The organism is Arthrobacter sp. MDT1-48-3 (assembly GCF_054511015.1).
Window position 1 is genome coordinate 319,954 of sequence record NZ_JBTNDL010000003.1, and the last position, 13,486, is coordinate 333,439.

The 13,486-nt window shown below is 70.4% G+C and carries 8 protein-coding genes; 3 read left to right on the plus strand and 5 right to left on the minus strand.

What is annotated here, in order from left to right; all coding sequences use genetic code 11:
- Positions 1 to 40: 40 nt before the first annotated feature.
- Positions 41 to 928, minus strand: coding sequence for a 3-methyladenine DNA glycosylase (locus ACX80L_RS09210; protein ID WP_459268842.1), 888 nt, complete (start codon positions 926 to 928; stop codon positions 41 to 43).
- A 220-nt stretch (positions 929 to 1,148) separates the two neighbouring features.
- On the opposite strand from ACX80L_RS09210, the gene ACX80L_RS09215 reads away from it, so the two are divergent.
- Positions 1,149 to 4,286 (plus strand): S8 family serine peptidase, encoded by a 3,138-nt coding sequence (locus tag ACX80L_RS09215; RefSeq protein WP_459268843.1) that lies wholly within the window; start codon positions 1,149 to 1,151, stop codon positions 4,284 to 4,286.
- 139 nt (positions 4,287 to 4,425) lie between these two features.
- Here the strand turns inward: ACX80L_RS09215 and ACX80L_RS09220 are convergent, their stop codons facing one another.
- Complete coding sequence (locus ACX80L_RS09220; RefSeq protein ID WP_133080319.1) at positions 4,426 to 5,715, minus strand: aspartate kinase; 1,290 nt, start codon at positions 5,713 to 5,715, stop codon at positions 4,426 to 4,428.
- 229 nt (positions 5,716 to 5,944) lie between these two features.
- Here ACX80L_RS09220 and ACX80L_RS09225 point away from each other — a divergent pair, with 229 nt between their 5' ends.
- Positions 5,945 to 6,877 carry an ABC transporter ATP-binding protein gene (locus ACX80L_RS09225; RefSeq protein ID WP_133080320.1) on the plus strand — a complete coding sequence of 311 codons (933 nt, stop codon included), beginning with the start codon at positions 5,945 to 5,947 and terminating at the stop codon, positions 6,875 to 6,877.
- Entirely contained in the window at positions 6,874 to 8,019 is a 1,146-nt protein-coding gene (locus tag ACX80L_RS09230) for an ABC transporter permease (protein WP_459289161.1), read from the plus strand. Before ACX80L_RS09225 ends, ACX80L_RS09230 begins: the two co-directional genes overlap by 4 nt.
- On the opposite strand, the gene recR is transcribed toward ACX80L_RS09230, so the two are convergent.
- From recR to gluQRS, 3 genes are all read right to left on the minus strand, one after another.
- Complete coding sequence (gene recR, locus ACX80L_RS09235) at positions 8,016 to 8,612, minus strand: recombination mediator RecR (RefSeq protein WP_133080322.1); 597 nt, start codon at positions 8,610 to 8,612, stop codon at positions 8,016 to 8,018. The two genes, ACX80L_RS09230 and recR, sit on opposite strands and share 4 nt — an antisense overlap.
- A gap of 187 nt (positions 8,613 to 8,799) precedes the next feature.
- The gene (locus ACX80L_RS09240; protein ID WP_459289163.1) at positions 8,800 to 12,534 is read right to left on the minus strand and encodes a DNA polymerase III subunit gamma and tau; all 3,735 of its coding nucleotides are present in this window, start codon (positions 12,532 to 12,534) and stop codon (positions 8,800 to 8,802) included.
- A complete protein-coding gene (gluQRS, locus tag ACX80L_RS09245) occupies positions 12,531 to 13,484 on the minus strand; it encodes a tRNA glutamyl-Q(34) synthetase GluQRS (RefSeq protein WP_459289165.1) in 954 nt (317 codons plus the stop codon). Before gluQRS ends, ACX80L_RS09240 begins: the two co-directional genes overlap by 4 nt.
- Between the last annotated feature and the right edge of the window lie 2 nt (positions 13,485 to 13,486).

The window sequence follows — 13,486 nt, forward strand, 5'->3', positions numbered from 1 at the left end:
GACCCGGGCCAGGGGCGGCGGCCCGTGCCGTCGAACCGGCTCAGGCCCAGGAGTCGAGCGCCCGCTCCAGGCTTTCCGAGAGCCGTTCCCGGAGCGCTTGGGACTCGTGGGCGAAACCGCGCTGCAGGCGGACGTACTCGGCCTTGCCCTCGGTCGTCTCGATCGGGATCGGCCGGTAGCCCCAGTCCGAGAGGTCGTAGGGGGAAGCCTGCATGTCCATCGCCCGGATGCGCCAGGAAAGTTCGAAGCAATCCATCACGATCTCGCTCGGCAGCAGGGGGGTCAGCTTGTACGCCCACTTGTAGAGGTCCATGTTGGCGTGGAGGCAGCCCGGCTGCTCCAGGTCCCGCTGCGTCTCCCTCGTCGGCGCGTACTCGTTGAGGGGGACGGCCTGCGGCGTGTAGAAGCGGAAGGCGTCGAAGTGCGTGCAGCGGATACGCGCCGATTCGACGACATCGTCCGTCCCTGCCGCACCGAGGCGCAGGTCGAGGTACTCGTGGCGCACGCCGTTGACCCCCGAGCGGTAGGCCATCGCCCATTCGTGGAGCCCGAAGCAACCGAACTGCGCCGGCCGTGCGGCCGTCCGGGCAAGGATCAGCCGGGCGAACTCGACGGCGTCGCGCCGCTCCTCGATGAAGGTCCGGACGTCCACCCGGACGCCGTCGTCGTGCGCCGTGTAGTACTTCCAGCCGCCGCGCCCGGCGGCCTCCGCGCCTTCCAGCACGACGCCGGCCCCGGGATGCCAGCGTAGGAGCCGGCCCGGCTTCTGGTTGTAGTAGGTGAAGAGGAAGTCCTCGACGGGATGCTTGGCGCCGCGTGACCGCCGGTCCAGATAGGGCTCGGCGAAGCGTGTCACGCGTTGCCTGTGGCGCCTCTCGCGATCCTGCCAGTCGGCCTCGGCGAGGCGGGGCAGGAGATCGGCGTGCATCGATCCATTATCACCCCGACCGGAAATGGTAAATATCCTGTGTAAATTCTGGATGACGCGGGCTGAGTCGGCTGGTGGGGCTGTGTTGCCTGAGGTAAGTTTGTGCTCGCCGTGGCGGCTGTGACTGCTGTCACAACTCGGAAATCCTATCCAGGAGAGCCACGGCACAGGGGGAACGGCCATGGCCGGCCCGCACTTTCACGAGAGGCACTACCTTCCTATGACACAACGGAGAAAAGCCGGGCAGGGGCGCAGTACCCTGCGCGCTGCCACGGCTATCGTTCTGGGTCTGCCGCTGCTGGTGACGTCGACCGCCGTGGCGCCTGCCGCCTTCGCGGCTCCGGTGCCGGCCACCTCGGTGACGCCCCAGAAGGCACCGGCCAAGGAGCTGGACCCGGCGCAGTACCCGGACGGCAAGTACATCGTCGTGCTCGCCGACAAGCCGATCGCCACGTACGAGGGTGGTGTCGACGGGATCGCGCCGACCAAGCCCGAGAAGGGCAAGAAGCTGGACGCCGCCGCCGCGAACGTCCAGCAGTACTCGCAGTTCCTCGAGGGCAAGCAGCAGGAGATCGCCGCCGAGGAGAACGTCGAGATCAAGCGCACCTACACGGCTGCCATCAACGGCTTCGCCGCGGATCTCAGCGCCGACCAGGCGGTCGAGCTCGCCAAGAGCGACGACGTACTCCTCGTCGCGCCGGATGTCGAGAGCGCTCCCGACTACTCGAGCATCGACTTCCTCGGCCTGAGTGGGAAGAAGGGCACCTGGAAGGGCCAGTTCGGCGGCGAGAAGAACGCCGGCGCCGGCACCGTCGTCGGCGTGATCGACACCGGCTACGCCCCCGACAACCCCTTCTTCGCAGGCAGCACGGTGAAGCCGCTCAAGGGCAACTCGAAGCCCAAGGTCGGCGAACCCTACCTCAATGCCAAGGGCGAGATCGCCATGCTCAAGGCCGACGGCAGCACCTTCGTCGGCGACTGCCAGGTGGGCGAGGACTTCGACGGCAGCCTCTGCAACTCGAAGGTCCTCTCGGCCCGATACTTCGCCGATGCCTTCCTCGACAGCGTCGCCGAGGCCGACCGCGCACCGCAGGAAGTCATCTCCCCCGTGGACATCGACAACCACGGCACGCACACGGCGAGCACTGCTGCGGGCAACGCCGGCGTGACCCAGACCGTCGACGGACGGAACTTCGGAATCTCCTCGGGCGTCGCGCCGGCCGCGAAGGTCTCGGTCTACAAGGTCTGCTGGGAGGACACGGATCCCGACACGGGCGGTTGCTACAACTCCGCAGCGATCGCGGCCATCAACCAGGCCATCCTCGACGGCGTGGACGTCCTCAACTTCTCGATCTCGGGCAGCGCGACGACGACGACGGACCCCGTGTCCCTCGCCTTCCTCTCGGCGACCTCCGCGGGCATCTTCGTCGCGGCCTCGGCCGGCAACTCCGGTCCCACGGCGAGCACCGTCAACCACGGCGCTCCCTGGATGACCACGGTGGCCGCCAGCACGTTCAGCTACGAACTGCAGGGTACGGCGGAGTTCTCCGACGGCACCAAGTACCGCGGTGCGTCCATCATGCGCACGGGTGTTCCGGCCAGCCCGGTCGTCCTCGCGGCGAACGCCGCCGCTGCAGGCGCTGCGGCACCGAACCTGTGCGGACCCGGCACGCTCGACCCCGCGAAGGTCACCGGCAAGATCGTGGTCTGTGACCGCGGCGTCGTCGACCGGGCAGCCAAGAGCGCCGAGGTCGCACGTGCAGGCGGTGTGGGCATGATCCTCGTGAACCTCGTCGACTCGTCGACGGACACCGACCAGCACTCCGTCCCGACGGTGCACGTCAACGCTCCCGAGGCCCTCGAGCTCAAGGCGAAGGTCGCTGCGAACCCGTCCATCACCGTCGCCCTGAAGGCCACCGACACCACGGGCAAGCCGCTGCCGCCCGCACCCCAGGTCGCAGGCTTCTCCTCGCGCGGTCCGCTGCTCGCCACCGATTCCGACCTCCTGAAGCCGGATGTCACGGCTCCCGGCGTCGCCGTCCTCGCGGGCGTCTCCACCGTCGGCTCGAACGGCGCGCAGTTCGGCTTCCTCTCCGGCACGTCCATGGCGTCGCCGCACGTGGCAGGCCTCGCCGCGCTGGTCCTCGCGAAGAACCCCGCCTGGTCCCCGGCAACCGTGAAGTCCGCCATGATGACCACGGCGTACCCGCTGAAGACCGCCACCGGCGGCGTCGAGACCGACGTCCTCGCGGTCGGCGCGGGCCACATCGACCCCGCCACCGTCCTCAGCCCGGGTCTGGTCTACGACCAGGACGTCGAGGACTACCTCGGCTTCATCCAGGGCACGGGCGTGGACCTCAAGATCAAGGGCCTCGAACCCGTCGAGGCGAGGAACACCAACGTGCCGTCCTTCGCCCTCGGAAACCTGACCGGACGGATCGAGGTGACCCGGACCGTCACCGCCGTGACCCCCGGGCTCTACCGCGCAACCGCCGACGTGCCCGGAGTGAAGGTCACGGTCACGCCGTCGGTCCTGAACTTCAGCGCGCCGGGGGAGACCCGCACCTTCAAGGTCTCCTTCGAGAACCAGAGCGCTCCCTTCGGCCAGTTCGCCGCCGGCTCGCTGACCTGGTCCGGGCAGGGCAAGAACGTCACCTCCCCGGTGGCTGTCCGGCCCCAGGCCATCAACGCACCGGCCGAGGCGGCCTTCAACTCCGCCGGTCCCGACGGCAGCGGCTCCTTCGACGTCATCTCGGGAACCAACACCCCGATCCAGATGACGCTCGAGGGCCTGTCCAAGGCCGACACGACGGCGATCGAGCTCGAGGTCGGCGCGGACGCCATCAAGGACGTGACCGTCCCCGAGGGCGCTCCGGTCGCGAAGTTCTCGGTCCTCTCGGATGATCCGACCGCCGACTTCGACATGTTGATCCTCACTCCCGCCGGCACGGTCACGCAGGTCGCGACGGCCGATGCCAGTGAGACGATCACGATCGAGGACCCGGCACCCGGTACGTACCGCGTCCTCGCCAACCTCTACGCGAGCACCGACAACCGGCCGACCACCGGCAGCATCGATGCCGTCGTCCTGGGCGCGAACGAGAACAACGCGACGCTGACGCCCAACCCGCTCGCCCTGGCGAACGGCAGCACCGGCGCCGTTACCCTTGGCTGGACCGGCCTCACCCCCGGCTCCTACGTGGGACGCGTGAGCTACGCGGGCTCGTCGACCGTGACATACGTGACGGTCGTCGTCGACGGAGAGGGCGAGGCCCAGGCCCAGCTCCCGACCGTCAACCCGGCCGACAAGCTCCTGGAGGGCCCGCGCGAAGCCATCACCCCGACCGGGAACAAGTAGCAGCACCCGACGGATGAACAGAGAAGGCCGGTGGATCATCCACCGGCCTTCTCTGCGTCCTCGGACGGAATGCAGCGGATGGCGTCATCCGCCTCCTCCGGACAGCAACTGCGCGCAGCTGCTGTCCGGCGCGGGGAGACTAGCGCCCGGTGCCGGCGTAGACGGTCGCCGTGGCCTCGCCGTCGAGCTCGAAGGCCGCGTGCACGGCGCGGACCGCGGTGTCGAGCAGTTCCGCCCCCGTCACCACGGAGATCCGGATCTCCGACGTCGAGATCATGTCGATGTTCACCCCGGCGTCGGACAGTGCGCGGAAGAACCGGTAGGAGACTCCCGGGTTGGAACGCATGCCGGCGCCGATCAGGGAGAGCTTTCCGATCTTCTCGTTGTAGTCGACGGTCTCGAACCCCACACGCTCCTGGGCCTCGGCCAGCGCGGCGAGGGCCTCGGCGCCGTCGACGATCGGCAGGGTGAAGGAGATGTCCGTGTGTCCCGAGCCGTGGGTCGACACGTTCTGCACGATCATGTCGATATTGGTGTTGGCACCGGCGACGATCCCGAAGATCTCCGCAGCCTTGCCGGGGATGTCGGGCACACCGACCACGGTGACCTTCGCTTCGGAGCGGTCGTGGGCGACACCGGAGATGATGGGCTGTTCCAAGGGTTCTCCCTCTTGAATCTTGATCTGGTCGTCGGGGCTGGGCAGGACCCACGTGCCCTCGTTGTGGCTGAAGGAGGAGCGGACGTGGAGGGGGACGCCGAAGCGCCGGGCGTACTCGACGCAGCGCAGGTGCAGGATCTTGGCGCCGGACGCGGCCATCTCCAGCATCTCCTCGCTCGAGATGGTGTCGATCTTCTGCGCCGACGGGACGACGCGGGGATCGGCGGTGTAGACGCCGTCGACGTCCGTGTAGATCTCGCAGACATCGGCGTCGAGCGCTGCCGCGAGCGCGACGGCGGTGGTGTCGGAGCCGCCGCGGCCGAGGGTCGTGATGTCGTTGCTGTCGCGGCTCATCCCCTGGAACCCGGCAACGATCGCGATGTCACCCTTTTCGATGGCAGTCCGGATGCGGTGCGGGGAAACGTCGATGATGCGGGCCTTGCCGTGGATGGCGTCGGTGATCATGCCGGCCTGGCTGCCGGTGAAGGACTGGGCGGACGCTCCGATGCCATGGATGGCCATCGCGAGCAGTGCCATGGAGATGCGCTCGCCCGCGCTCAGGAGCATGTCCATCTCGCGCGCATCCGACGCCGTGGAACTCACCTGGCCGGCGAGGTCCAGCAACTCGTCCGTGCTGTCACCCATCGCGGACACGACGACCACCACGTGGTGGCCCGCCGCCTGCGTCTCGACGACGCGCCGCGCCACGCGTTTGATGCCCTCGGCGTCGGCAACCGACGACCCGCCGAATTTCTGCACTATGAGGCTCATGCACTCGCTCACTGATGAAGGGCGACGGCGGGGGGACCTGCCGCGCCGGCTGTTGACGGGCGGCGGCACCGGCGCCTCGAGGACGGGCGTCCATGACCCGACACCCGTGCAAGTGTAGCGGCGCGGCCGTTACCGGCTCAAAGTGTGGGTCCGAATAAGAACAGCGATCCGCGGAGGAATTCGTGCCCGTCGCGGGTCCCATCGGGCGGACGTCGCATACCCTCGGACCATGACCAACGAACGTGGGGGAATCGTTGTCGAGGGGGTCGCCCGGAGCTTCGGCTCGGTGCAGGCGGTCCGCGACATCGATTTCGAGGCTCCGCCCGGGGAAGTGACCGCACTGATCGGTCCGAACGGCTCCGGCAAGACGACCCTGATGCTGATGATGGCGAGCCTCCTGGCCCCGGATCGCGGGACGGTGCGGGTTGCGGGATTCGATCCGGTCACGCAGCCGGCGCAGGTGCGGAGCAGGGTCGGCTGGATGCCGGACACCCTCGGCGTCTGGGAGTCACTCACGGCACTCGAAGTGCTGACCACGATCGGGGCCCTGTACGGCATGGGTGCCGCCGACCGTTCGCGTCGCGCGGAGGAACTGCTGGTCGCGGTGAACCTCACCGAGTTCGGCCGCCGACCGGCCCGCGTGCTCTCCCGCGGCCAGCAACAGCGGCTCAGCCTGGCCCGTGCGCTGATCCACGATCCGGAGGTCCTGCTGCTGGACGAGCCCGCGTCCGGTCTGGATCCCGGATCCCGCGTGGAACTGAGGTCGCTCCTGCGCTCGCTCGCCGCCGGAGGCAAGACCGTCGTCGTCTCGAGCCATGTGCTGTCGGAGCTGGACGAGATCGCGGACCGTGCCGTCTTCGTCAGTCGCGGACAGTCGGTCAAGAGCCAGACGCTCGACGAGGCCGGCAGCCAGATGCGCCGCTACTACGTCCAGGCGGAACCGATGTCGGCGCTCGCCGCCGCCCTGCAGAGCTACGGGGTCCGGTACGAGACGCGCGGGGACTCACGGCGCGAGGAGTTCCTCGTCCAGCTCGGCAGCACCGCGGAGGCATCCTGGCTGCTGCGCACCCTGGTGCTGGGCGACGTCGTCGTCACCGCCTTCGCCCCCGCCGGCGGGGCGCTCGAGGAGACCTACATGAGCCTGGATACGGACAGACGATGAGCACAGCGACCGAACCATCGACCCCGCAACCCGTCCGGAGCACCACCGGCCTGACCTTCTGGTCCGCCGTCCGCACCGTGTTCTCCCTCGAGATGCGGCAACGCCTGCGCGGCAAGGGCTGGTACTGGATGCTCGGCATCTGGTTCGTGGTGATCGGCTTCATCTTCGTCCTGGCGACCGGCGTCCTCGGCACCACCGACAACGAGGGCGGCATCCTGTTCGACCTGGTCGTCGGGTTCGTCCTGCTGTTCGGCCTGCTCGTCGCCCCGGGATTGTCCGCCAACGCCGTCAACGGGGACCGGGCCGGCGGAACGCTGGCGATCCTGCAGGTGACCCTGCTGACGCCGGGTCAGCTGCTCACCGGGAAATGGCTCGCGTCGTGGGTGGGTTCGCTGGCTTTCCTCGTCCTGAGCTGCCCCTTCATCTTCTGGGCACTGGCCCTCGGCGGGGTGAACGCGCAGGAGGCCATCGTCTCGCTCCTGATGCTGGCCGTGGAACTGGGTGTCGTCTGCGCGATCGGGGTCGGGGTCTCCGCCCTGGCGAACCGTCCGCTGTTCTCGATCGTCAGCACGTACATGCTGGTGGCGCTGCTCGCGATCGGTACGGTGATCGTCTTCGGGCTGAGCACCACGCTGGTGATGGAGGAGCGGACCATGACGACGTCCTACTACACCTACCCGGAGAGCAGTCTCGACGCTACGGGCACTCCCGATCCGGGCGCCGAGATGGAGTGCGTCACGCAGACGAGCCAGGGCATGATCCCGCGCACCGAGTACATCGCGTGGCTGCTGGCCGCCAACCCCTTCGTGGTGGTTGCGGACGCCGTTCCCTACAGCGTCGAGGACCTTCCCGAACTCGATCCTGCGACCGACGCGGCCGGCCTGCCGCAGGGCGGCCCGTACTACACCCCGGGCATCATGGAGACGATCAGCCAGGGCGTGCGGGCCGCGCAGGCCGGACCCGATGTCGAGCAGTCGTGCGAGGAGCTGGCGGAGTCGCTCCGCCCGCTTCCCCAGGAGACGCCGATCTGGCCGCTGGGCCTCGGCCTCCAGCTCCTGCTCGCCGGGGCGCTGCTCCTCATCGGGCGGCGCAGGCTGACCATGCCCGCCAAGCGCCTCGCCCAGGGCACGCGCATCGCCTAGGACATGGCGCGGCGGCCCTCGAACGCCCGGCCGAGGGTCACTTCGTCGGCGTACTCGAGGTCCCCGCCGACGGGCAGGCCCGAGGCGAGTCGCGTCACAGGGATCCCGATCGTCTTGAGCATGCGCACCAGGTAGGTCGCCGTCGCCTCGCCTTCGAGATTGGGGTCGGTGGCGATGATGATCTCCTGGATCTGCTCGTCCGTGAGGCGTGCGAGGAGTTCGCGGATGCGCAGCTGATCGGGACCCACGCCGGCGATCGGGTTGATGGCTCCGCCGAGGACGTGGTACCTGCCGCGGAAGGAGCGCGTGCGCTCGACGGCGATCACGTCCTTCGACTCCTCGACGACGCAGATCATGGTCGGGTCGCGGCGCGGGTCGCGGCAGATGGCGCACTTCTCCTGCTCCGCGACGTTGCCGCAGATGGTGCAGAACTTCACCCGCTCCTTGACCGTGGTGATCGCCGTGACGAGGCGTTTCATGTCCTCGCCGTCGGCTTCCAGGATGTGGAACGCGAGGCGTTGCGCCGATTTCGGGCCGACGCCGGGCAGGCGTCCGAGCTCGTCGATCAGCTCCTGGACTGCGCCTTCGTACACGGTGTTTCCTCTTCTGAATCAGGTGGTGGTGCCGGTGTCTCCGACACCGGAGCCCGTCGCCGCAGGACCCGGAGGAGGGGCGGCAGGAGGGTGTCCCTCCATTGTCCGCCCTGCACGGGGCCGGTCCGTCCGGAAGGACGTTCCCGCGTTACGCCCTCAGCGTTCCCGGGTCGGCTCGGGCGGGATACTACTGGCCATCGACGCCGCGCTCCTCGATCAGGCGTCCGTTGAGGATGCGCTCGATCGCCGTCCGGCCGACGAGCCCTGATTCCTCGATGGTCTCGTCGTCCGCACTGGGCTCGTCGTCGACGAAGCGCAGGTCAGCGGCGCCCCTGGTGGCGGCGGCTTCCTCGGCGCGCTTCCGCTCGGCTTCGTCCAGCAGCTGCTGGTAGCGGCTGACGGGCTTCTGCCGGATGTTGTCCGCCGACGCCGGCCGATCCGGTGCCACTGCGGCGCCCGTCGTGCCGGCGGGTGCAGCGCCGACGGCGGACGGCGCGGTGTGCCCGGACGCAGTTGCGGACGTGCCGGCAGCGGCGGCGGTACCGATGAAGCTCGGGACGGCAGCGATGCCGCCGGGGCGCGCGACGCCTGTCGCACGGCCTGCGGCGCCGGGCCCCTCCAGCGATGTAGGCGCGCCACCGGTGGCCTCCGGGTCACCCGTCGGTCGGGTCGTCGTGGACCCGCCCGCCGGCGGATTCGACTCCACCGACGGACTCCACACCACCGAGCGGGACGCCGCGGCCGCCGGCGCCCGGTCCGCAGTGGGGCGTTCAGGCGTGGGAACAGGGCCGCTCGCGGCACCGCCCGACGCCCCCGGTTGCGCCGGTGCGGGCGTCGCGCTGCCCCGCGTCCTCGTCGAGCCGGTCCGGGCCGGTTCGGCAGGACCGCCCGGCCGCGCCGGGCCCTGGCCGTTCGGCAACGGGCTCCTGCGCTCGGAGGGGTCCTCCGGCACCGAGCCCCAGTCCGGTCCAGGATCGAAGGCCTCCTCCGGTGGTTCGACGAGGGCCCACGAGTCGTCGGACATGGACGGATCCCACGCGCTGGTGGCTTCGGGTTCTGTCTCTGTTCGGTCGTCACGCGCACCTCGAGCGCCTCCTGTGGCGGCGGGGGTCGCGGGACCGTCGGGTCGACGGACGGGCGCCTGCCCTCCTGTGGCGGCGGGGGTCGCGGGACCGTCGGGTCGACGGACGGGCGCCTGCGCCGGTGCACGGGGCGGCGACTCCGGAGCCGCGCTGCCGGTCCGGGAATGCCCTGATGAGCTGTCGGACGTGCGGCGCGCTCCGGTGTCGGAGGTCCCACTCACGGCGGGCGCGGGCGCGGGAGCGGGAGCGGATGCGGTCGCAGGAGCCGCCGGCCCCCCGGGCATTCCGACGGCACCGGCGGGACCGGTTCGTGCCGGGCCGCCCTCGGCTACGGTGACGCCGACCGGCACGGACGCCGTGGGGGCATCGGGTCCTGCCGGACGAGTCGGTGCGGAAGCAGCGGGAGGAACGGAAACGGCGGGAGCAGCGGGAGCCTGCGGCGGAGTGCTACCGGTGCTGCCGCCGTCGTGGTGGACGTCCTGCGAACCGCCGGCGGTCGTCGTCGGTCCCTGCGAACGGTCGGGCGAGGGCGTGGCGGGACCGCGGCCCGGGTTACTGGCCGGGGCCGCCTGGCTGCTGGGTACTTTTGGGCCCGACTCACCCGACCCGCCGGCATCGTGCACCGCTTCGATGGAACAGGTCAGGCCGAGCACCTTGTGGATGGCCTGTTTCAGGTTGTCCATGTGCGGCCCGCGCTGGAATCCGATCGCATTGCCCTGGTTGGCGAACGCGAGGACCAGCTGGTTGCCCTCGAAGGACCGCGGTTTCGCGGAGACGTTGACGATGAGCCAGGTCGCGCGCTTGATCCGTGCGACTTCGTCCATGATCTCGGGCCATGCCCGCCTGACCATCTCGACGTTCCCGCCGGAGGCGGCAGGCTGTCCCTGCTGGGGTGGCTGGGCGCGACGAGCCTCCTGCGGCTGATCCGCCGAGGGTGTGGGCCGCTGCTGTGCAGGGCCTGCGGGCTGCCGGCCACCGGCGGCCGGAGGCTGCTGAGGCCCGGCTGCACCGTCCTGCTGTCCGCGGTCGGCGCCCGGCTGCCCCTGCCGGGGCATCGTGTGCTGCTCCCCGGTGGCCGGCCCGGGCTGCGTCGGTCGGGTAGCGGGGGGCGCAGCGGCAGCGGACTGCTGCGTCGACTGAGGGCCGGCGGGCGCAGAGTCGGCGGGTTGCTGCGTCGGGTGGGTGCCGGCGGGCGCAGCGGCCGCGGGCTGCTCGTTGACGGCGGGCTGGGTCGGGTCGCGTCGACCCGTCTCGACATCGGGCCCGGCAGGATCGTGGGTTCCGGTCGAGGGGGCCGGAGCCCCGGCGTCCTGCCCCGCCGATGGGTGGGGCTGTCCCGGCGTGCGCGCGGGTCCGGCTGCTGCGGGCTGCTGCGCAGGTGCGGGGTCGGCGAACGCGGTGTCGGTCGAGACGCCCCAGCTTCCGCCCCAGTCGGGTGACGGATCCTCGACGGCCGGGCGTGCCGGCTGGATGCGGGAGGCGGCGGGCACGGCCGGGGTGTGGGCTCCGGGAACGGCTGCCGGGGCAGCGGCGGCCGCGGCACCCGTGTCCATCGCGGGGAGGGACCAGCGGGCGGCGGCTTCCTCAGCGGTGCGGGGGACGCCCTCGAGCCGGGGGCGGGCGGGAGCCTTCGGTGCCTCGTCCACCTCGGGCGATTCGGCGGTGGGCGCACCTGCGGCGTACTCGAGGCGCCTCTCGATGCGGTCGACACGGGCGAGGGTACCCCGCGCGGTGGCGTCCGCTGCGGGCAGCAGGAGCCGCGCGCACAGGAGTTCGAGGTGCAGGCGCGGCGATGTGGCACCTGTCATCTCGGTCAGCGCGGTATTCGTGACGTCGGCCGCCCGGGAGAGTTCGCCCGCGCCGAGCTGGTTCGCCTGGGTGCGCATGCGGTTGAGCTGGTCATCGGGCACGCCCCGGAGGATCGAGGCGGCACCCTCGGGCACGGCGTTGATGACGATCAGGTCCCGGAACCGCTCGAGCAGGTCCTCGACGAAGCGGCGGGGGTCGTGCCCCGTCTGGATCACGCGGTCCACGGCGTTGAAGACCGTCCCGGCGTCGCCCGCCGCCACCGAGTCGACGACGTCGTCGAGGAGGGTCGCATGCGTGTAGCCGAGGAGGGAGACGGCCAGCTCGTAGTCGAGTCCACTCTCGCTTGCGCCCGCCATCAACTGGTCGAGGACGGAGAGGGAGTCACGGACGGAACCGCCACCGGCGCGGATGACCAGGGAGAGCACGCCGGGGGCCACGGGCACGTTCTCCTGGTGGCAGAGCTGCTCGAGGTAGGCCAGGAGCGGTTCGGGCGGTACCAGCCTGAACGGATAGTGGTGCGTCCGCGAGCGGATGGTGCCGATGACCTTGTCCGGCTCCGTGGTCGCGAAGATGAAGAGGATGTGCTCCGGCGGCTCCTCGACGATCTTGAGCAGCGCATTGAAGCCGGCCGAGGTGACCATGTGGGCCTCGTCGATGATGAAGATCTTGAACCGGTCGCGGACGGGGGCGAAGGTCGCGCGCTCGCGGAGATCCCGGGCGTCGTCCACGCCACCGTGGCTGGCGGCGTCGATCTCGATGACGTCGAGGCTGCCCGAGCCGTTACGGGCGAGTTCCACGCAGCTGTCGCAGGTGCCGCAGGGCGTGGAGGTGGGGCCCTGCGCGCAGTTCAGGCATCGGGCGAGGATGCGGGCGGAGGTGGTCTTGCCGCACCCGCGGGGGCCGGAGAAGAGGTAGGCGTGGTTGATGCGGTCCTTGTCGATGGCCGCCATCAGGGGTTCGGTGACATGCTCCTGGCCGATGACGTCCGCGAAGGTCTCGGGACGGTAGCGGCGGTAGAGGGCTGTACTCACGAAGAAACCTTATCGGTTGGTGCTGACGGTTTGCATGCCGGTGCGGCGGAGGCGGGAAACAGCGTGGCGGGGTCCACGATCCACGGCTCGTCGGGCAGCCGGTCGGGGTCGAAGGCGGCCAGGGCCGCCTCCAGCGATCGGCCGGGAAGGCCGAGGGACGCCAGGATCACGGCCAGGACCCTGGCGGGGGTCCAGCCCAGGCCGGCGAGGTCCTCCAGTGTCACGGCGCCGTCCCGTTTCGCCAACCGGCGCCCCGCCAGGGAGACTGCGAGGGGCACATGGGCGTACACGGGGACGGGCAGCCCGAGCAGGGAGGCGAGGTAGGCCTGGCGGGGCGCGGAATCGAGCAGGTCGTCCCCCCGCACCACCTGGTCGATGCCCTGCGCGGCGTCATCGACCACCACGGCGAGGTTGTAGGCGACGACGCCGTCGTTCCGTCGCAGCACGAAATCGTCCACCGGAGCGGTGACGTGGCCGGCCAGCAGGTCCTCGACGGTCCACGACCCGACGCCGGACCGCAGACGCAGCGCGGGTGGGCGCTGCGCACGCAGGACGCTCCGCTGGTCCTCGCTGAGGCTGCGGCACGTGCCGGGGTAGAAGCCCGGCCGGGCATGGGGGGCGCTCGCCGCCTCGGCGATGTCCCGCCGCGTACAGAAGCACTCGTAGACGAGGCCCTGCCCGGCCAGGAGGTCCAGCGCCGCCGCATAGCGGCCGGCCTGCCCACTCTGCCGGATGACCGGCGCGTCGGAGACGAGATTCAGTGCGGCCAGCTCGGCCAGCTGATGCTGCTCGGCTCCGGCACGGACACGGTCCAGGTCCTCGACGCGGACCAGGAAGTGCCGATCCGTGGAGCGGGCGAACAGCCAGGCGAGGACGGCGGTGCGGAGATTGCCGACATGCAACAGGCCGGAGGGGCTGGGAGCGAACCGTCCGGCGCCCTGGTGTGCCACCG